This window comes from Phenylobacterium sp. (assembly GCF_036677185.1).
Lineage (GTDB): Bacteria > Pseudomonadota > Alphaproteobacteria > Caulobacterales > Caulobacteraceae > Phenylobacterium.
Genome location: NZ_JAKFEN010000017.1, coordinates 118,412 through 138,509, shown reverse-complemented (window position 1 = coordinate 138,509; position 20,098 = coordinate 118,412). Strand labels below are relative to the sequence as shown.

Below are 20,098 nucleotides of genomic sequence, written 5' to 3'. Positions count from 1 at the left end.
AAGATCGAAGGGAGCGCCCGATGCATGTGGCCTGGAGCCAGGAAGACCTCGCCTTCCGCGACGAGGTCCGCGCCTTCCTCGACGCGGAGCTGACGCCCGCCATGCGTCACGAGACGCGGCTCATGACCAGCGTCTACGCCCCGCACCAGCTCTCCGTGGCCTGGCAGGCGATCCTGCACGCTCGGGGCTGGGCGGCGCCCGCCTGGCCCGTGGAGTATGGCGGCTGCGGCTGGAGCCCGGCCCAGCGCTACATCTTCGCCAGCGAACTGGCCGCCGCCGGCGCCCCGCCCCTGTCGCCGATGGGGATCGGAATGTGCGGGCCCGTGCTGATCGGCCACGGCTCGCCCGAACAGAAGGCCCATTACCTGCCGCGGATGCTGACCGGCGAGCACCAGTGGTGCCAGGGCTATTCCGAGCCGGGCTCGGGCTCGGACCTCGCCTCCCTGCAGATGGCCGCGGTGGACGACGGCGACCATTTCGTCTGCACGGGCCACAAGCTGTGGACGACCCACGCCAATGTCGCCAACTGGATCTTCTGCCTGGTGCGCACTTCCCAGGAGCGTATCCCGCAGCAGGGGATCACCTTCCTGCTGATCGACATGACGACGCCCGGGATCGAGGTGCGTCCAATCCTCATGTTGTCCGGCGAGCACATCCAAAACGACGTCTTCTTCACCGACGTCCGGGTGCCCAAGGCCAATGTGGTGGGCAAGGTCGGCGAGGGCTGGACCGTCGCCAAGTACCTGATGGAGTTCGAACGTGGCGGCGGGGTCTCCACGCCGGGGCTCAAGGCGCGGCTCGACCGCATCCGGGAGATGGCCGCCAAGGAGGGCGTGCTGGCCGATCCCGGCTTCGGCTCGCGCCTGGCGCAGCTCGCCATCGAGATCGACGCCCTGGCGGCGGTGGAGCTGCAGATCCTGTCGAACCTCAGCCAGGGCGATGCGCCGGGCGCCAAGTCCTCGATGATGAAGACCGTGGGCACCGAGCTGAGCCAACGGTTGACAGAACTCGCCCTGGAGGCCGCCGGCGGCTACGCCGCCGCCTACCAGCCCCACGCCACCCGGCCCGGCGGCCCGACGCCCAACTACCGGCCGCCTTCCGACCAAGGCTATGTCGGCCCCGACCACAGCCTGACCGTGGCGGCCAAGTACCTGAACGACCGCGCGGCCTCGATCTATGCCGGGACCAACGAGATCCAGCGCAACATCATGGCCAAGGCGGTGTTGGGCCTCTAGCCGCGCCAGGGGGTCGGCGGCCGCACGAAGCCGCCGAACTCACGTTCCATCAGACCTGCGAAGGCGATGGTCGTGCGGTCCTCGAGGAAGGGCCCCACGGCCTGAAGGCCGATCGGAAGGCCGTCGGCGTCCAGGCCCGCTGGCATGGCCGTGGCCGGATTGCCGGTGAGGCTGGCCAGGGTTCCCCACAGGGATTGGGTCTCATAGGCGACCTTGGCGCCGTCGATCTCGATCATGGCCGGGCCATCGGATCCGTTGAGCGGCAGGGCCTGGACGGGCATGGCGGGACAGAGCACCACATCCCAGTCCTGGAAGAGGGCGCGCCACCGGTGGGCGATGGCCGTGCGCCGCCGGTCGGCCGCGATCCAGTCACGGTGGGAGCTGGCGCCGCTTCCAGGCTCGTCCGGGGCTTCGCCGCTCAAGGCGGCCATCAGCAGTTCGACGAAGGTGTCGGCGATTTCGCCAAGGTCGGGCAGGTGCGGGCTGCCCCGGCCGACCTTGCAGCCCAGCGCAGCCAGGGCCGTCGCGCGCAGATCGAGGGTTCCGGTGATGCTGGCCGCCGTGGGTACGAGGGGATGGCGGTCCAGCACCAGCACCCGATAGTCCTTCAAGGCGTCGTGCCGGGGCGGCGGCAGGGCGAGCCGATAGCCGACGGCGTCGCGGTCGTCTGGACCTGCGGTGACCTCAAGCGCCAGCGCCAAGTCCTCGGCGCTACGGGCCATGGGCCCCACCACCGACATGTCGACGCCGGAGGCGCTCGACAGCACCGGCGTCCCCGGCGGCGCGAAGCCGCGGGACGGGGTCAGGCCGTTGGACGGCTTGTGCGCAAAAATCCCGCAGAAGTGGGCCGGCGCCCGCAGGGACGAGGCCAGGTCCGAGCCGTATTCCAGCGACACGAAGCCGGCCGCCAGGGCCGCGGCTCCGCCGCCGGACGATCCCCCGGGCGTGCGCGACAGGTCCCAGGGGTTGCGGGTGACGCCATGGATCGGGTTGGCGCTCTGCCAGTCGGCCAACATGGTCGGGATATTGGTCTTGCCGATGACGATCGCGCCGGCCGCCTTCAGCCGCACGACGGCCACGGCGTCCTCGAGGACCGGGATGTCCTGCGTCCCTGGCAGGCCCCAGGTGGTGGGCAGGCCCGCGACGTTGAAGGCCTCTTTGACCGTCATCGGCAAACCCAGCAGGGGCCGCGTGTCACCCGCCGCCAGGGCTTCGTCGGCCTTGCGAGCCTCGGCCCGGGCGCGGTCGAAGTCGCGGACCACCACCGCGTTGATCGTCCCATCCAGGGCCTCGATACGGCTGATCGTGTGGTCGAGCAGCTCCGCGGCTGACACCTGGCGGGAGCGCAGATCGGCGACGAGACGGGTCGCGGTTCGATACTCCATGACGCAGTTCCTTCGGCTGGCGGCCGGTGTTTGCTAGCCGAGCCCGCTCGGGTGGGCTTGATCGGGATTGCGGGTCGCGGGAGGTTGGATGGATGTCGCTGACCAGCCGGGCGCTCTGGACGATCGACCGCAACCTGAGCCGCGAGCTGAGTCTGGCCGGGATCGCGGAAGCCTGCGGCGTCTCGCGCCACCATCTGGCCCACACCTTTCGCGAGGTCGCCGGCCGGCCGGTGATGGACTATGTCCGAAGCCGTCGGCTCAGCGAGGCGGCGGTGGCGCTGGCTGGGGGCGCCGGCGACATCCTGGGTCTGGCCCTTGAGAGCGGCTATGCCTCGCACGAGGCCTTCTCGCGGGCCTTCCGCGCCCAGTTCGGCGCGACGCCCGAGGCGGTCCGCCGACGCGGCTCGACCAAGGGTCTGGTCCTTTCCGGACCCGTGATCGCCCCCAGCCGAACAGCTCCGGGCTTGCCGCCCCCACGGTTCGCGTCAGCCGGTGAGATCCTGGCGGCCGGGCTCTCCCAGCGCTGCGCCTTCGAGGATGGTCCGACGATCACGGGCATCTGGCGACAATTCGGGCCACGCTTCGGCGAGGTTGAGAACCGGGTCCAGCCGATCCCTATCGGGGTCGTGGCCGATCCGGACGACGAGGGCCGGTTCGCTTACACGGCCGCCGCCGAGGTGCGCGACTTCTTCGAGGTTCCGGGCGACCTCAGCCGCCTGCGCATCCCGCCGCGGAACTATGCGGTGTTCGCCCACGACGACCACGTCTCGACCATCCGCCAGACCTACCGGGCGATCTGGAACGACTGGCTGCCGGACAACGGCAAGACCCTGGCCGATGCGGCCACCATCGAACGCCACAGGCCGACCTTCGACACCCGGACCGGACTTGGCGGCCTCGAGATCTGGATTCCGCTGGGGTAGCCCCTACCCCACCAGCTCGTCGAACTCGTCGACCAGACGTTCGAGCTGCTTCACGCCGGCCGCCCAGAAGGCCTTTTCGCGGGGGTTGAGGCCGAAGGGCTTCAGGGCTTCCACATAGGTCCGCGTGCCGCCGGCGGCGAGCAGGTCCTCGTAGAGCGGCGCGAAGGCCTTGGGATCTTCGCGCCGCTTCTCCATCAGGCCGCGCACCAGCAGGTCGCCGAAGGCGTAAGCGTAGACATAGAAGGGCGCGTGCACGAAGTGGCTGACATAGGCCCAGTAGTGCTCGTAACCGGCGTTCAGCTTCACCGCCGGGCCCAGGCTCTCGGACATGACGTCCAGCCACAGGCCGCTGATGTGGTCGGGCGAAAGCTCGCCCTCAAGCCGCGCGGCGTGGAAGCGGGTCTCGAACCGGTGGAAGGCGATCTGGCGGACCACGGTGTTGAGGCCGTCCTCGATCTTGCCGGCCAACAGGCCCATCCGTTCGGCCTTGGATGCGCCCGCCAGCAGCCGTTCGAACACCAGGCCCTCGCCGAAGATCGAGGCGGTCTCGGCAAGCGTCAGCGGGGTGTCGGCCAGCAGGGTGCCCAGCGGGCTGCACAGGGTCTGGTGGACCGCGTGGCCCAGCTCGTGGGCCAGGGTCAGGACGTCGCGCCGCTCGCCCATATAGTTCAGGAACACATAGGGGTGGCGGTTGGCGGTGACCGGGTGCGAATAGGCGCCGGACTGCTTGCCGGCCCGGGGCCGGGCGTCGATCCAGGGCTGGGCGAAGAAGGTCTGGGCGGTGTCGGCGAACTTGGGCGCCAGGTCGGAGAAGCTCTCCAGCACCATGCCCTTGGCCTCGTCCCAGCCGTAGGTGCGGGGCTGGGCAGTGTCGAGCGGGGCGTTGCGGTCCCAATAGTCCAGGGTCTTGCGGCCCATGACCTTGGCCTTCAGCGCATAGTAGCGGTGGCTGATCGACGGGTAACCCTCGACGACAGCGGCCTCCAGCGCCTCGACGGCGTCGGCGTCCACCTCATTGGCGATATGACGCGAGGCGGCGGGGTCGGGATATTTCCGCCAGCGGTCCTCGACCTGTTTCTCGAAGGCCAGGGTGTTCATGGCGAGCGCCAGGTTGGGGGTGCGCTCCTCCAGCGCCTTGGCGAGGCCCACGGCGGCCTGCTTCCTCCGCGCGGCGTCGGGGTCCGACAGGCGGTTCAGCGCTTCGGGCAGGGTGAGTTTCTCTGGACCGACCTTGGCGACCAGCCGGGCCAGGGTCTCGTCATAGAGGCGGGTCCAGTTGGCAACGGCCGGGCCGCGGTCGATCAGTATCCGCTCCAGGTCGGGCGACAGCTCGTGGGGCCGCGACAGCCGCACGCGGCGCATCCAGGGCCGCCAGCGGGCGGCGGGGGGATGGGCCTTGAACGCCATCTCGATCTCGTTGTCCTCGAGCTGGTTGAGCTCGAGGGTGAAGAACAGGCTCTCGGCGGCGATCTGCGAGGAACGGGTCCGCAGGTCGCCCTCGAACTTGGCCCAGGCCGCGTCGTCGCGAGCGACGGAGGCGGCGAGCGAGGCGTAGGCGCCCACGCCCCACAGGCCGTTGGTGGCGGTCTCGTAGAGGGTGATCCCGTGGTCCAGCAGTTCGCCCAGGCGCAGCGGATCGCCGCGCATGGCCACGAAGCGGCCCTTCAGCTTGATGAGCTCGTCATTCGCGGCCTTGGCGGCGGCCAGGTCGGTCTCGATGCGGGGATCATCGCGACCCACATAGAGGTCGTCGAGCCGCCACTGCGGCAGGGTGTCCAGTTTCACGGGCGCGTTCATGCGCGGACTGATAGCCGCTCCCCGGCGCTGCTCCTAGCGGGCAGCCGACATAAACCCCTTCCGTTCCATCCACTTCAGCGTGATCTCCGGCCAGGCCGCCACCGGCTTTCCGACCGCGAAGCGCAAGCCGAAACCGTGGCCGCCTTCCTCGAAGACGTGCAGTTCGGCCGGGACCTTCTTCGCGCGCAGGGCGTCGAACAGGGCGAGCGCGTTCTCCACCGGAACGCTGTCGTCGTCGGCGGCGTGCACGATGAGCACGGGCGGCGCGTCGGGGCGGGCCTGATCCTCCAGGGAATAGGCGGCGAGTTGCTGGGCGCTCGGCGACCCGCCCAGCAGGCTCTTGCGCGACCTCGCATGGGCGAAGGGCGGCTTCATGGTCCCAACGGGATACATCAGGACCGAGAAGTCGGGGCGCGCCGAGAGCGTGTCGGTGGCGTCGACCGGCACGTAGACCCGCTTGTCCCAGGCCAGGGTCAACTCACCCGCCACGTGGCCGCCGGCCGAGAAGCCCATGACGCCCAGCCGCCGGGGGTCGATCCCGAACTCGGCCGCCCGCCCGCGGATCAGCCGCAGGGCCCGCTGGCTGTCCTGGAGGGCCACGTCGGGACCCGCCGCCCAGCCTTCGTGCGGCAGGCGGTAGGACATGACGAAAACGGTGACGCCGCGGGCCGCGAACAGCTCGGCGGCCTCATAGCCCTCCTTGTCCATCACCACCCAGGCATAGCCGCCCCCGGGCGCCATCAGGATCGCCGCGCCGTTGGGGCGGTCGGGGCGGAAGACCACCAGGGTAGGGGTGACGACGCCGCGGACGATGCGGTCACGCAGCGCGTCCGGCGACTTGCGCCGCTCGATGACCTCTTCCTTGGCGGTCGCGTGTTCGCCGCCGGGAGCCGCGCCGGGCCAGATCGGGAACTGCTGGGTGTGCGGACCGGCGGGACTGGCCGCGCCGAGGGTGAGCACGGCGAAGGCCGCGAGGAGAAGCTTAGACACCGGTGTCATTTTCGGAGGTTACCCCGGTGCGACGGCCCAAACAATCGTCATCCTCCGGTCGTCTGAAAGACGATCCGGGGGACCCAAGCTGAGTTGCAGAATTTGATAGGCCGCTTGGGTCCCCCGGATCAGCCTGCGGCTGACCGGAGGATGACGAATTTTGTGTCAGGTCTTCTAGGTCAGGTCTTGGGCGGAGGTCCGCCCTTGGCCGGGGCGACCGCGGGAGCTGCGGCGCCCCGCGCCTCGGTGAGAACGTAGGCCCGCAGATCCTCGGCGCCCTTGGCGTCGAAGAAGCGGCTGAAGCTGGCCATGCCGCGCGTGGCCAAGGCCCCGTCGATCACCACCGATTTCCAGCTGTCGGCCGAGAGCAGCATCTGCGAACGCTTGAGGTCCGGCAGGAAGGTCCCGGTGGCGTTCGGCCCGTGGCAGACTTGGCAGTTCTGGTGGAACAGGGCGAAGCCGCGCTTGGCGTCGCCGGTCGAGGTCACGCCGGTGAGGTCGAGGGTCGCCACCTCCGGCCGCACATAGGCCGGCGCGACGGCCTTGCCGCCCAGCTTGAAGACCATCAGCCGGCCGGGCAGCCGCGGACGATCCGGTAGCAGGAAGGGCGCCGACAGGGCGCCGGCCCCGCCATAGCCGACCATCAGGGCCACATACTGCTCGCCATCGATCTCGTAGGTCGAGGGCGGGGCGATGACCCCGTTGTCGGTCTTGTAGGTCCACAGCTTCTTGCCGTCGCCCGCGCTATAGGCCGCGAACTCGCCCTGGGCGGCGCCCTGGAAGATCAGCCCGCCCGCCGTCGACAGCACGCCCGCGTTCCAGAAGTGCGGATGCTCGATGGTGAAGCGGGCCTTCTGGGCCACCGGGTCCCAGGCGATGAGCTGGCCCTTGACCATGGCCTTGACCGCCGCGATCTGGGCCTTGTCGGTGGGGAGCGCATTGGCCAGGAAGTCCGTGCCGACGTTCCAGCCGCCGGCCCGATAGGTGTAGCCGGCGTCCGGGGTGTAGGCGAACGGGACCACCTGGGCCGGGATATAGACCAGGCCCTCCTTCGGGTTGAAGGCCATGGGGTGCCAATTGTGGGCGCCGAAGGGGGCGGGGATCTGCAGCGACGGCGCCTTCTCGTAGCGCACGCCGGGGTTCTCGATGGGCCGGCCGGTCTTCATGTCGACGCCGGAGGACCAAGTGATCGGCACGAAGGGCTTGGCGGAGATCAGCGCCCCGGTGGCGCGGTCCAGCACGTAGAAGAAGCCGTTCTTGGGCGCCTGCATCAGCACCTTGCGCGGGGCGCCGTTCACGTTGAGGTCGGCGAGCATGATGTGCTGGGTGGCCGTATAGTCCCAGCTCTCGCCGGGCGTGGTCTGGTAGTGCCAGACGTATTCCCCGGTGTCGGGCTTGAGCGCCAGGATCGAGGAGAGGAACAGGTTGTCGCCCTTGCCGTCCGAGCGCTTCACGTGGTTCCAGGGCGAGCCGTTGCCGACCCCGGCATAGAGGAGATCGAGCTCGGGGTCGTAGGCCATGGCGTCCCAGACCGTGCCGCCGCCGCCGGTGGCCTTCCAGCCTTCGCCGAACCAGGTGGCCGCGCCCTTCTCCTTCATGACCTTGTCGGAGGCGGCGTTGTCGGGCGCCCCGGTGGGGTTGGGCGTGGTGTAGAACCGCCAGACCAGCTTGCCGCTGGCAGCGTCATAGGCCGAGAGGTAGCCGCGCACGCCATACTCGCCGCCGCCGTTGCCGATCAGCACCTTGTCCTTGATGACCCGTGGCGCGCCGGTGATCGTGTAGGGCTTGGCGGTGTCGGTGGTCTGGACGCTCCAGGCCTCAGCCCCGGTCCCTGCGTCCAGCGCGATCAGCCGGCCGTCCAGCGTGCCGACATAGACCTTGCCCTTCCACACCGCGACGCCGCGGTTGACCACGTCGCAGCAGGCGTCGAAGCCCTTCTCGCCCTTGACCTTGGGGTCGTAGGACCACTTGAGCTCGCCGGTCTTGGCGTCGAAGGCATAGACCTTGGACCAGGCGCTGGTGGTGTACAGCACCCCATCGACCATGATCGGCGTCGCCTCCTGGCCGCGATCGGTGTCGAACTCGTGCATCCAGGCCAGGCCCAGCCCGGCGACATTGGAGGCGTTGATCTTGTCGAGCGGGCTATAGCGCTGCTCGTCATAGGTCCGGCCGTAGGAGAGCCATTCGCCGTTGCCGCTGGCCGCGGCGATCCGCGCGCCGTCGACATCGCCGGCCTTGGTCCCGCCCTGGCCGCAGGCGGCGAGCAGGGCCGTGGCCGCGAGCGCCGCAGCGAGTTTCAGCATGTGCATGGTCGCCTCCCAGAGAGCCGTTCAATCGCGGCCTTGGGAGGAACTATGCGCGGAACCTCACCTTGGGCAAGCTGCCGCTGGGTCAAGCCGCGGGCTTTGTCCGATCGAGCGCCCAGGCGATCAGCCCGATGACCAGATAGATGGCGATGGCCATGCCGCCGAGACCGGCGCTGTCGCCACCGCCGGGCATGACCATGGCGGTGATCTGCACCGCCACCAGAACAGTGACGAACAGCAGTACCGGCCACAGCGCCTGCCCGTTGCGACCGCGCAGCCACGCCCAGGCCGCGGCGCCGAGCGCCAGCAGGCCGATTTCCACGGCCTGTTCCGGGACCGGATAGTTCCAGAGGCCGAAGCCGACCTTGCCGTCGCCGAACCAGAGCTCCAGGTCCGGGCGGTGGACCACGAGATCGAGGATCCAGTGAGAGAAGACCGCCAGGCCCACGAACACCGCCGCTCGCGTCGGCAGGCGCAGGACGAACCTGACCGCCAGGGCCGCGGCCAGCGACCAGAGCACCACCGCCGGCAGGCTGTGGGTATAGGGCATGTGATAGAGGTCCAGGCTCGATCCGGGCAGGGACGGGTCGATGCGCACCTTCTCGACCCCGGCCATCACCAGGGCGCCCCAACCGATGTCAATGAGCTGGGCTCCGATGACATAGGTCCAGAGCGGAGCGCGGGGCTCGATGGCCTTGGCGGCGAGCGAGGCGGCGTAGTGGCCGACGAACATGGCGGGTCCTTCCCGTGGATCAGGCGGCCAAGGTCCAGCTAGCCGGCGGAATAGGCAATCGACGGTTTCCAAACCCCGGCCATTCGCAAATGCAGAGGCGCCAGCGAGACGACCGCCGGGGTCTTGGCGAGGACGGCCAGGCGCATGGCCTCGTTGGACGCCTCGACCTCGCGGATCATGGCCTTGAAGCGCGGGTCGCCGCGCAGGGATTGGGTCGTCGGGTCGAGGTCGAGCCGGGTGAAGGCGTCGATGTCGTAGAGGACCCGGTAGCCCGCATCGATGGCCGCGCGGAGTTCCGCCAGGGCGCGCTCCTTGTCGCCCAGCATGGCGTAGGCTTTGACGCGGGCGATGCGCCGGGCGTTCATCTGGCGCAGGCCGGGCCTCGGCTCCGTCGCGGCCAGCACCGCCTGCACGATCCGGCGAGCCTGGCCCTGGTCGCCTGTCTGCTGGATGACATAGGCCGCGCCGACCGCGTCGCTGGCGAGCCGGGGCGAGACCTTGGGCGTCGGCTCGAACAGCTCCGGCGAAGTCACGAGAAGCTGTTCGCGAGCGAGATCGAACTGGCCCAGATGCGCCCCGGCCAGGACGACGCCGCTGCGCCAGACGGGATCGGGCTCCGGCTGGGCCAGCCCGGCCTGGGCGAGCCGCATCAGGCCTTGATGGTCGCCGGCCACGAGGAACTCGATGGCCGCGACGATCGGCCCGATGACCGGCTTTTCCTTCCAGTCATCCAGGGCCGCGACCGCTTCGCGCGGCATGCCGAGATTGTAATAGTAGTTGGCCAACTGGATCGACGAGGCCGGATCGGTCTTGGGCGCGGCCGCCAACCGGTACCAGACAACCGCCTGGTCCAGCCTGCCCTGCTCGGCCAGCACGTCCCCGAGTTGCTCCTTGGAGTCGACGTATTCCGGAAACAGCTCGACATTCATCCGGTAACGACGCTCGGCCTCCTGCAGCTTGTCGGTGGCGAACAGCGAGCCGGCCAGGGCGTTGTTGGCGACGCGGTCCAGCGGGTCGATCTCCAGCGCCCGGCGCAGATAGGTCACCGCCTCCTGCGGCCGGCTCCCGGCGATGAAGTCGCCATAGAGGCTGAGCGCCTCGGAATCCCGCGGCGCCAACTCCACGGCCCGCCTGTAGGCGGCCTCGGCCTGCCCCTCGGCGCTCTGCTGGCCCTCCCGGATGAACCGGATGGCGCTGAGCATGCCCTTGGCGACATAGGCCGAGGAGGATTTGGGATCGAGCTCCAGGGCCTTGGCGATCTGCGCCTCGGCGTCGCGCACCGCCGGCAGGAAGTCGCCCTCAAGGTGGTTCTGGGCCAGATAGGCCGTGGCGTAGGCGTAGTCGGCGCGCACCTCGGCGTTGTTGGGCTCCATCTCGATCAGCTTGCGATAGATGGCCTGGGCGGACTGGAGCTGCGCCTTGCCCTTCTGGCGCACCTGGCCCTTGGCGACGACCTCCAGCCGATAGGCCTCGGGATCGCGCCGCACCGCGCGCTGGGGCCGCTGGCCGGCCCCCAGCTCCGCCTTCAACGCCTCGGCCACGCCGTCGGCGATCTCGGTCTGGATGGCGAAGGCATCGTCCATGGTGCGGTCATAGGTCTCCGACCACAGGTGGAAGCCGTTCTTGACGCTGACCAATTGGCAGGTGACGCGCAGCCGGTCGCCCGAGCGGCGTACGCTGCCCTCCACCACATGGGCGACGTTCAACTTGCGGCCGATCTCGCGGACGTCCTCGTTCCTGCCCTTGAAATAGAAGGCCGACGTGCGGCCGGCGACCTTGAGGTCCGGGACCTGGGCCAGGCTGTTGGTCACCTCCTCGGTCAGGCCGTCGGCGAAATACTCGGCGTCCGCCGCCTTGCTGAAATTGGCGAAGGGCAGGACCGCCACCGACTTGCTGGGCGCGCTCATCCTCAGCCCGCCGCCGCCCAGGGACCCGGCCAGGCCGAAGGCGGTGGCCACGAATACGACGACCACGGCGGCGATCGCCGCCAGGGCGCCCCAGTCCATCCAGTTCAGCCGGCGGTTCGGCTCCTCGGCGGCGGCCTTGCTGGTCCGCCGGATCGAGCCGTCGGGACCCAGTTCGAAGGCCCAGGAGACCAGGACCGCGACCGGCAGACCCAGGGCCAGCAACAGCAAGGTGAGCGCGGACGCCCCCTTTGGAAGGTCGAGGGTTTCGAAGACGGTCTTGGCGACCTGGAAGACGCCCCAGGCTGTGACCGTGTAGACGCCGGCCACACGCACCACGTTGCGTTTCTTCAATTCGCTGAGGAAGTGCCGGAAATCCAAGGCCGCCCCCACGGATAACCTCGGCACTATGCTCGAAAGCGAGAGCAGGTGAAGCCCCAGCTTGCGCCGCCGCGGCGGGTCGCGGCAGTCTCGATCCATGAAACCCCTGGTCATGATCGGCGCCGGCCCCGGATCGCTTCCCCGTATCGTGGCCGAGATCGCCGCCGCGCGCGACGCGCCCCTGGCCGGCTATCTCGACGCCGGGACCGATCCGCGGCCGCCGACCACGCCCCTGGTTCGGCTGGGCGACGAAAGCCGCCTCGACGATCCCGCCTTCCTGGCCGCCCATGACCTGGTGGTGGCGGTGCAGGGACCGACCCGCCGCGCGCTATTGGAGGCCGTCCTCGCACGGGGCGGGTCGCTGCCGGTGGTGGTCCATCCGGGCGCGACCCTCTCGACCACAGCGACCCTGGGGGCAGGCACGATCGTCTCGGCGGGGGTCATCGTACAGTCGGACGCCCGGATCGGACGGTTCTGCGTGCTCAACACCGCCTGCACCATCGACCACGACAATGTGCTCGGCGAGGGGGTGTCCATCTCGCCGGGCGTCCACACTGCAGGCCATGTGACCATCGGCGACGGCGCCTTCATCGGCCTGGGCGCGGTGATCATCGGCGGGGTCACGGTCGGCGCTCGCGCGACGGTCGGGGCCGGCGCCGTGGTGGTGCGCGACGTGCCCGAAGGCGCCACCGTGGTCGGCAACCCCGCGCGACCCCTGCCGCCCAAGCCGCGTTAACCCCCGACTCAGGACTCCGAAACCCCGCCTTTACCCCGACCCTGTATCAATCCGGGTCAACGAGCCTCGTCCACGCAGACGAGCGTCCGGTTTCACGTGTGGGTGTTTTTCCAATGACCAAGACGGTCCTCGTCGTCGATGACGATCCGACGCAACGCCGGCTGATCCAGTCGGTCCTGGAGCGTGACGGCTTCGCCGTCGCCCACGCCGAGAGCGGCGAGGCGGCGATCACACGCCTGCAATCGGGCGCCGCGGCCGACATCGTCCTCCTGGACCTGGTCATGCCTGGCATGAGCGGCCAGGACACCTTGAAGGAGATGCGCGCGCGCAATTTCGCCACCCCGGTCATCGTGGTCACCGCGACCGGCGGCATCGACACCGTGGTCCAGGCCATGCAGTCGGGCGCCTGCGATTTCTTCATCAAGCCGGCCTCCCCGGAACGCATCATCGTCTCGATCCGCAACGCGCTCTCGATGGGCGCGCTGAAGGGCGAGGTCGACCGCCTCAAGAAGCACTCCTCCGGCCGCATGACCTTCGCCGACATGGTCGGCGATAGCCCGGCCATGACCCTGATCAAGCGCATGGGCGAGCGGGCGGCCAAGTCCTCGATCCCCATCCTGATCACCGGCGAGAGCGGGGTCGGCAAGGAAGTCATCGCGCGCGCCGTGCACGGCTCGTCCGACCGCGCCGGCAAGCCCTTCGTGGCGGTGAATTGCGGCGCCATCCCCGAGAACCTGGTCGAGAGCATCCTGTTCGGCCACGAGAAGGGCAGCTTCACCGGCGCCACCGACAAGCATGTGGGCAAGTTCCAGGAGGCCAACGGCGGCACCCTGTTCCTCGACGAAGTCGGCGAGCTGCCCCTGGACACCCAGGTCAAGCTGCTGCGCGCCCTGCAGGAGAGCGAGATCGACCCGGTAGGCTCCAAACGCTCCATCAAGGTCGACGTCCGCATCGTCTCGGCCACCAATCGCGATCCCGCCCAGGCGGTGAAGGACGGCCTCTTCAGGGAAGATTTGTTCTACCGCCTGAACGTCTTTCCGATGGAGGCTCCGGCCCTGCGCGATCGGCGCGAGGACATCCCGGCCCTGCTGGACCACTTCGTGCGCCGCTTCAATGTCGAGGAGGGCAAGACCGTGGTCGGCGCCTCGGCCGAGACCCTGGCCTTCCTCATGGCCTACGACTGGCCGGGCAATGTCCGCCAGCTGGAGAACGCGGTCTATCGCGCCATCGTGCTCGCCGACGCGCCCTATCTGCAGCCCTACGACTTCCCGGCCATCTCCGGCGTGGCGGCCCCGCCACCCGAGGCGACGGCCTCGCCGTCCAGCCGCGTTCCCCTTCAGCTCCCGACCGCCGAGCAGTTGGTGGCCGAAATGTCCGCCGACGCGCCGGTGCGCATCCTCGACAACCGCGGCCACCTGCGGACCCTGGAGGAGATCGAGCGCGACCTCATCCAGCTCGCCATCGAGATCTATGCCGGCCACATGAGCGAGGTCGCCAGACGCCTCGGCATCGGCCGGTCCACCCTCTACCGAAAGGTCCGTGAACAGGGCCTCGACGACGTCCTGAAAGGATCCGACGATGAAGCCGACGGTTCTGAGACCGCAGCTGCGTGACGACCGCCTGCGCGAGCTGATCCGCCAGGGTCGGCTCGCGGCCCTGCGCGCCGAGACGGCCCGCGCGGCGCGGGCGCTTTAGATTTTAGCTCCTCATCCAGCGCGCCGCGCGATTTGGAGTCCCGCCCTTCGGCGACAAGGGCGCTGAAGCCCGCAAACAAGGGGCAAAGTCCCCCTCGCCCAGAAGGGGAGCACCTATGGAAACCGTGCGGCTATCTAAGCCGCTTGGCCTTCCTCGGCGTCGTCCTGGGGCAGCAGGGCCAGCAGCGGCTGGGCCTCGCGGGCGATCTCGGCCTGGTCCATGACACCGCGCTCGGAGACGATGGCCAGATAGCGCTGGAAGTCGGTGGTCATGGCCGCCAGCTTCAGGTCCTTCATGCCATTGGCCGCGCGGTGCAGCTCGACCATCTGGGCCAGCATGGCGCGCAAGGCCTGGCGGGGATCGGTGGAAACCGCCGGAACAGCAGCCTTCAGGATCTTCAGCGCCTGGGTGATCCGGGCCTGGTCGGTGGTGGCGGTGGCGTCGGAGCGGCGCTTCAGCGGGCCGGTATAGTCGCCGGAATTGAACCGCCGCCGGTCGGGGCCGATATACTGCACCGCCTCGACCCAGTCGCGGGGACGCAGGGTCACGGCCTCCAACCGCCTCAGCAGGTCCCTGGCGGTGTAGGGCTTGCGCAGGAATTCATGCACGCCCGCGTCGCGGGCGGCCATGATCGCCGAGGGGGTGGCCGCGGCCGTCACCATGATCACCGGCGCCATGCGGCAGGCGATGTCGGACTTGCGTAGCTGGCGGGTGAAGTCGACGCCGTCGACGTCCGGACCCGACAGCTCCACGAAGATCATTTGCGGACTGACCTGGCGCGCGGCCTCCAGCCCCTTGCGGGTGGAGACGGCGTTCCAGAGCTGCACCGGGGCGATGTTGCGCATCAGCTCGGCGAGCAGACGGGCGCTGGCCGGCGCCGGATCGATGATCAGCACCTTCTGCATCAGCGGCGCCATCCGCTGGACAAGCTTGAAGTCGTCGTTGAACACGGCCCGGGCGGCTCCGAAGGACTCCAGCACATGCTAGCCCCATCGTCCTTAAGATGGCCTTGACGGCCTGCCGCTCGATCCTGGCTCCGATCAGTCCTGGAACGGGTCGCGCACCATGATGGTGTCGTCCCGCTGTGGGCTGGTGGAGACCATGGCCGCGGGGGCCCCGATCAGTTCCTCCACCCGGCGGACATATTTGACCGCGTTGGCGGGCAGGTCCTTCCAGGAGGTGGCGCCGGCCGTGCTCTCGCTCCAACCATCGATCTCCTCATAGATCGGGACCAGGGCCGACTGGGCCTTCAGGCCGGCGGGCAGGTAGTCGAAGGTCTTGTCGCCCAGCCGGTAGCCGACGCAGATCTTCAACTTCGGCAGGCCGTCCAGCACGTCCAGCTTGGTGAGCGCGATGCCGTCGATGCCGTTCAGCGCCACCGATTGGCGGACCAGGGCGGCGTCGAACCAGCCGCAGCGGCGCGGCCGGCCGGTGACCACGCCGAACTCCTTGCCCACCGTGCCAAGGTGCTGGCCGATCTCGTCATTGAGCTCGGTGGGGAAGGGCCCCTCGCCGACCCGGGTGGTGTAGGCCTTCACGATGCCCAGGACATAGCCGGACCCCTTGGGCCCCAGGCCCGATCCCGCCGCGGCCTGGCCGGCGACGGTGTTGGACGACGTCACATAGGGATAGGTGCCATGGTCGACGTCCAGCAGGGCGCCCTGCGCCCCTTCGAACAGCACCCGCTTGCCCGACTTCACCACCTCGTCCAGCAGCCGCCAGGCCGGCTGGGCGAAGGGCAGGACCTTGGGCGCGATCTCCTCCAGCGCCGCCAGCAGCTGGGCGCCGTCGTATTCCGGCAGGCCCAGGCCCCGGCGCAGCGGGGTGTGGTGGGCCAGCAGACGGTCGATCTTGGCCTCCAGGGCGTCGCGGTCGGCCAGGTCGCCCACCCGGATGGCGCGCCGGCCAACCTTGTCCTCGTAGGCCGGGCCGATGCCGCGGCCGGTGGTGCCGATCTTGTTGACCGCGGCGGCCTCGCGCGCCTGGTCCAGGTCGCGGTGCAGGGGCAGGATCAGGCAGGCGTTGTCGGCCAGGACCAGCAGGTCGGGGGTGATCGTGATCCCCTGGGCGCCGATCTTGGCGATCTCCTCCAGCAGGTGCCAGGGATCGACCACCACGCCGTTGCCGATCACCGACAGCTTGCCCTGGACCACGCCCGAGGGGAGCAGGCTGAGCTTGTAGACCTGGTTGCCGACCACCAGGGTATGGCCCGCATTGTGGCCGCCCTGGAAGCGCACCACCACGTCGGCGCGGTTGCTGAGCCAGTCGACGAGCTTGCCCTTGCCCTCGTCGCCCCACTGGGCGCCGATCACCGTCACATTGGCCATGCAGATACGATCTCCCGGCCTGCCGAGCGGGTCCGACCACGCCCTTCGACAGGCTCTCGGCGGGTGGACTGGATCGATTTTAGGAAGCGGTGGCGAGCGCCTTCAGGCGACGGGCAGCCGTTCGGCGGGTGTAGACCAGCGTGAGGCAGGCGCGTCAAGCCCCGGGCTCGCAGGCCCGGATCACTCCCCTCTCCCCCAAAAGATGGGTGGAGAGGAGGATGACCCTGCATCCGCGGAGCCCGAGGCCAAGCCTCAGAAGCTGTAGATCAGCCGCACGCCGGCGTCGTCCATGCCTTGGTTCTTGCCGCTCGAGAACACTTGGCCGTTGGAGATGTGCACCCAGGAGATCTCGCCCGCCCAGCGGTCGTTGAAGTGGTAGCCGAGGCCAAGCTCCCCCTGGAACAGCACCTTCGAGCCGAAGTCGATGCGGGTGTTGTAGAGGTGCAGCCGCCGCTGGATCTCGGCGGGGCTGAGGCCCGGCGCGTTGACCGGCGGCAGGTCGGTCTCGCCATCGGTATAGGCCAGGCCGACACCCGGCCGGAAGTACAGCTTCTCGGTGATGGCGATCGGCCAGGAGAGTCCGGCGGCCACGAAGTTCGAGGTGTTCTCGCTGTTCACGGAGACGAAGGCGTGGGCTTGAGGCCGGCCGATAGGCGAGAGCGTCTCGATGCGCTCGCTGCGCAGGCCGATCTGGAAATCGGCCCCGTCCTCGCGTCCGGCCGCGCCCAGCCCCAAGGCGTTTCCGATGAAGGTCACGTCGTGACCGTAGACGCCTAGCAAAAGATCGGCCGCGCTCACCGGTCCGGCCAGCGCCACCAGCACGGCGCCCAGAATCAATGCACGCATGAAAGCCTCCCGAGCTTGACCATAAACTAGTGATGCGGTGAGGCGTTCCAAGGGGCCCGAACATATCGCGCTCGTGGGCCTGGCGCGGTATGAGGCGGGTATGACCCGCCCCCGCTTCCATCTCGCCTTTCCCGTTCGCGACCTGGTCGAGGCGCGCGCCTTCTATGGCGGGCTGCTCGGCTGCCCGGAGGGCCGCTCCAGCGCCGACTGGATCGACTTCGACTTCTTCGGCCACCAGATCGTCGCCCACCTGGCGCCCGACGAGATCGGCCATCGCTCGACCAGCGCCGTCGACGGCGAGGACGTGCCGGTCCGCCACTTCGGCGTCATCCTGACCTTGCCGGACTGGCAGGACATGGTCGGTAAGCTGGAGGCCGCGAAGGTGAAGTTCATCATCGAGCCGCAGATCCGCTTCGAGGGCGAGCCGGGCGAGCAGGCGACCATGTTCTTCCTCGACCCCTCGGGCAACGCCATCGAGTTCAAGGCCTTCGCCGACGACGCCATGGTCTTCGCCCGGTGAGCGTCAGCCTGGCCGACATCGAGGCCGCCGCCGGGCGGCTCAAGGGCCACGCCGTCGAAACCCCGCTGATCGAAAGCCCGGCGCTCAACGACAGACTGGGCCGCCGGGTGCTGATCAAACCCGAGACCCTGCAGCGGGTCGGAGCGTTCAAGTTCCGCGGCGCCTATAACCGCCTGGTCCAGCTCTCGCCCGACGAGCGGACGCGTGGGGTGGTGGCCTTTTCCTCCGGCAACCACGCCCAGGGCGTGGCCCTGGCGGCCAGGCTGCTGGGCATGCCGGCCCTGATCGTCATGCCCTCCGACGCCCCGGCCGTGAAGGTCGAGGCGACGCGCGGCTATGGCGCCGAGATCCGGCTCTATGATCGGCTGACCGATGACCGGGTGGCCATCGCCGCCCAGATCGCCGCCGAGCGCGGCAGCGTGGTCGTGCCGGCCTTCGACGACCCGCACATCATCGCCGGCCAGGGCACGGTCGGATTGGAACTGGTCCGCCAGGCGCAGGCCCTGGGCGTGACCTTCGACGTGGTCGCCTGCCCCATCGGCGGCGGCGGCCTGTTGGCTGGGGTCTCCACCGCGGTCAAGGCGCTCTCGCCCAATACGGCCATCGTGGGGGTGGAGCCGGCGGGCTTCGACGATACGCTGCGGTCCCTGGAGAAGGGCGAGCGCGTGACACTCACCCCCACGACCCGCTCGCTCTGCGACGCCCTGGAGAGCCCGGCCCCCGGCCACCTCACCTTCCCCATCCTGCAGAAGACCGTCGCCGACGTGGCCCTGGTCACCGACGCGGAGGTCGCCCAGGCCATGCGCTACGCCTTCTCGGTGCTGAAACTGGTCGTGGAGCCCGGCGGCTCGGTGGGCCTGGCCGCCCTGCTGGCCGGCAAGGTCAAGTCCTGGGGCGACGGATCGACCGGCCTGGTGCTCTCCGGCGGTAATGTCGACCCCGAGCTGTTCGCCAAGGTCCTGCGCGAGGAGGTCTGATGATCCGCGGAAGCTGCCACTGCAAGGCCACCCAGTTCGAGGTGACCCATCCGCCAAAGGACGTGAACTCCTGCAACTGCACCCTTTGCACCAAGCGCGGGGGGCTCTGGGCCTATTACGCCGAGGCCGAGTTCAAGCTGACCACCGCCCCCGACCGGGTCTCCACCTACCAGTGGGGCGACTACATGATGAAGCTGCACTACTGCGCGATCTGCGGCTGCAGCACCTATAACGAGGGGCCCACCTGGGTCGGCCGCGAGCTCGATTTCGACCGCATCACCATCGGCGTCAACGCCCGGCTGTTCGACGACTTCGACCTGGACCAGGTCCCGGTCCGCTACTCCGACAACCGCTAACCCGCCAGCGCCGCGCGCGCCGCCGCCGGCAGCCAGCCATCGACTCGGTTCCTGGCCGCGTCCGACAGCGCTCCATGGGCCTCGCGGAGCTGGGCGAGGCAGCGGACCTGATACTTGAAGACCCCCTGGCTGTAGGGCCGGCCCATCAGCTCGACCTCGAAGGTCTCCTCGCCCCGGCCAGCCGCCTCGGCATTGGCCAGCAGGAACGGCAGGTATACCTCGGCGGCCAGTTCCAGCAGGCCGCGCATCGCGGCGGTCGGTTCGTCGCGCCACTCGCCCTCCACCCCGCTGGCGTCATCGAGACCGGCGATCCAGCGCATCAGATAGGGCGCGCGGGCCAGCATCAGGTCGTGCGGCGTCGGATCGGTGGCGAGCTGCGAGAACTGGCCGAACCAGGCGAAATCCGCCAGCGAGGGGCGCGAGCCGAACAGGTAGCCCTCGTCCGTCGCCATGACGTCCAGCAGGTCGAAGGCCCGCTCCGTGCTGGCCTCGATCACCGGGGCGTTCTGCGGCGTGCAGCCCACCAGGGCCATCCGCCCGGTCTGGCGCTCCCGGAAGGTCTGGCCGAAGGTCTCGATGCGCTCGCGCCCCTGGCCGCGGAACCGGTCGAAGGCCAGCCAGCGGCCCATCTGGATCTGATCGCGATCAAGGTTCCAGCGGTGATGGAACATGGCCTTGGTGCCCCACTCGTCGGCCATGTCCTCCAGCAGGAAGTTCGCGAAGGCCTGGGCTTCGTCGTCCGGGATCACCGAGCGCTCGGCGTGGCGGCGCTCCAGCTCCGCCACCAGGGGCGTGGAGTCGTTCATCACCGTCCCGTCGGGGAACTCCAGCACCGGGATGACCGGCGCGCGAACCTGGGCGAACAGCGCTCCCATGGTCGTGGGATCGTTGGCCGCGATCCAGATGTGCGGCAGGCGGCGGTAGCGCAGGACGGCGCGGACCTTCAGGGAATAGGGCGAGCCCAGCCCGCCATACAGCCGATACATC

At 69.2% G+C, this 20,098-nt stretch carries 17 protein-coding genes; 7 read left to right on the top strand and 10 right to left on the bottom strand.

Annotated elements, in window-relative coordinates; all coding sequences use genetic code 11:
• Positions 1-20: 20 nt before the first annotated feature.
• Positions 21-1,235 (top strand): acyl-CoA dehydrogenase family protein, encoded by a 1,215-nt coding sequence (locus V6M51_RS07905; protein WP_332766109.1) that lies wholly within the window; start codon positions 21-23, stop codon positions 1,233-1,235.
• Here the strand turns inward: V6M51_RS07905 and V6M51_RS07900 are convergent.
• Complete coding sequence (locus V6M51_RS07900) at positions 1,232-2,620, bottom strand: amidase family protein (RefSeq protein ID WP_332766108.1); 1,389 nt, start codon at positions 2,618-2,620, stop codon at positions 1,232-1,234. The genes V6M51_RS07905 and V6M51_RS07900 overlap by 4 nt on opposite strands.
• A 92-nt stretch (positions 2,621-2,712) precedes the next feature.
• On the opposite strand from V6M51_RS07900, the gene V6M51_RS07895 reads away from it, so the two are divergent.
• Positions 2,713-3,543 (top strand): AraC family transcriptional regulator, encoded by an 831-nt coding sequence (locus V6M51_RS07895; protein ID WP_332766107.1) that lies wholly within the window; start codon positions 2,713-2,715, stop codon positions 3,541-3,543.
• A 3-nt stretch (positions 3,544-3,546) separates the two neighbouring features.
• On the opposite strand, the gene V6M51_RS07890 is transcribed toward V6M51_RS07895, so the two are convergent.
• From V6M51_RS07890 to V6M51_RS07870, 5 genes are all read right to left on the bottom strand, one after another.
• Positions 3,547-5,340, bottom strand: coding sequence for a M3 family oligoendopeptidase (locus V6M51_RS07890; RefSeq protein ID WP_332766105.1), 1,794 nt, complete (start codon positions 5,338-5,340; stop codon positions 3,547-3,549).
• 33 nt (positions 5,341-5,373) lie between these two features.
• Positions 5,374-6,339: an alpha/beta hydrolase gene (locus V6M51_RS07885; RefSeq protein WP_442957844.1), complete on the bottom strand. Its 966-nt coding sequence runs from the start codon at positions 6,337-6,339 to the stop codon at positions 5,374-5,376.
• A 170-nt stretch (positions 6,340-6,509) separates the two neighbouring features.
• Positions 6,510-8,639 (bottom strand): PQQ-dependent dehydrogenase, methanol/ethanol family, encoded by a 2,130-nt coding sequence (locus V6M51_RS07880; protein ID WP_332766101.1) that lies wholly within the window; start codon positions 8,637-8,639, stop codon positions 6,510-6,512.
• An 82-nt stretch (positions 8,640-8,721) separates the two neighbouring features.
• Positions 8,722-9,369 (bottom strand): metal-dependent hydrolase, encoded by a 648-nt coding sequence (locus V6M51_RS07875; protein ID WP_332766100.1) that lies wholly within the window; start codon positions 9,367-9,369, stop codon positions 8,722-8,724.
• 38 nt (positions 9,370-9,407) lie between these two features.
• Entirely contained in the window at positions 9,408-11,768 is a 2,361-nt protein-coding gene (locus V6M51_RS07870) for a hypothetical protein (RefSeq protein WP_332766098.1), read from the bottom strand.
• Between V6M51_RS07870 and V6M51_RS07865 the strand changes: the two genes are divergently transcribed.
• Both V6M51_RS07865 and V6M51_RS07860 read left to right on the top strand, forming a co-directional pair.
• The gene (locus V6M51_RS07865; RefSeq protein ID WP_332766096.1) at positions 11,752-12,390 is read left to right on the top strand and encodes an acetyltransferase; all 639 of its coding nucleotides are present in this window, start codon (positions 11,752-11,754) and stop codon (positions 12,388-12,390) included. The genes V6M51_RS07870 and V6M51_RS07865 overlap by 17 nt on opposite strands.
• 113 nt (positions 12,391-12,503) lie before the next feature.
• Positions 12,504-14,003, top strand: coding sequence for a sigma-54-dependent transcriptional regulator (locus V6M51_RS07860; RefSeq protein WP_332766095.1), 1,500 nt, complete (start codon positions 12,504-12,506; stop codon positions 14,001-14,003).
• Between the two features lie 216 nt (positions 14,004-14,219).
• Here V6M51_RS07860 and V6M51_RS07855 read toward each other — a convergent pair whose 3' ends face one another.
• From V6M51_RS07855 to V6M51_RS07845, 3 genes are all read right to left on the bottom strand, one after another.
• Positions 14,220-15,065: a response regulator gene (locus V6M51_RS07855; RefSeq protein WP_332766093.1), complete on the bottom strand. Its 846-nt coding sequence runs from the start codon at positions 15,063-15,065 to the stop codon at positions 14,220-14,222.
• A gap of 60 nt (positions 15,066-15,125) precedes the next feature.
• Complete coding sequence (locus V6M51_RS07850) at positions 15,126-16,412, bottom strand: adenylosuccinate synthase (RefSeq protein WP_332766091.1); 1,287 nt, start codon at positions 16,410-16,412, stop codon at positions 15,126-15,128.
• A 252-nt stretch (positions 16,413-16,664) separates the two neighbouring features.
• Positions 16,665-17,258, bottom strand: a complete 594-nt coding sequence (locus V6M51_RS07845; RefSeq protein WP_332766089.1) for an acyloxyacyl hydrolase — start codon at positions 17,256-17,258, stop codon at positions 16,665-16,667.
• 100 nt (positions 17,259-17,358) lie between these two features.
• Here V6M51_RS07845 and V6M51_RS07840 point away from each other — a divergent pair, with 100 nt between their 5' ends.
• Genes V6M51_RS07840 through V6M51_RS07830 form a run of 3 tightly spaced genes read left to right on the top strand, consistent with a single transcriptional unit; the run spans position 17,359 to position 19,111 of the window.
• Positions 17,359-17,778, top strand: coding sequence for a VOC family protein (locus V6M51_RS07840; protein ID WP_332766087.1), 420 nt, complete (start codon positions 17,359-17,361; stop codon positions 17,776-17,778).
• Positions 17,775-18,755: a threonine ammonia-lyase gene (locus V6M51_RS07835; RefSeq protein ID WP_332766086.1), complete on the top strand. Its 981-nt coding sequence runs from the start codon at positions 17,775-17,777 to the stop codon at positions 18,753-18,755. Before V6M51_RS07840 ends, V6M51_RS07835 begins: the two co-directional genes overlap by 4 nt.
• A complete protein-coding gene (locus tag V6M51_RS07830; protein ID WP_332766085.1) occupies positions 18,755-19,111 on the top strand; it encodes a GFA family protein in 357 nt (118 codons plus the stop codon). The genes V6M51_RS07835 and V6M51_RS07830 overlap by 1 nt, the downstream gene beginning before the upstream one ends.
• On the opposite strand, the gene V6M51_RS07825 is transcribed toward V6M51_RS07830, so the two are convergent.
• Entirely contained in the window at positions 19,108-20,097 is a 990-nt protein-coding gene (locus V6M51_RS07825) for a glutathione S-transferase family protein (protein WP_332766083.1), read from the bottom strand. The genes V6M51_RS07830 and V6M51_RS07825 overlap by 4 nt on opposite strands.
• Position 20,098 lies beyond the last annotated feature (1 nt).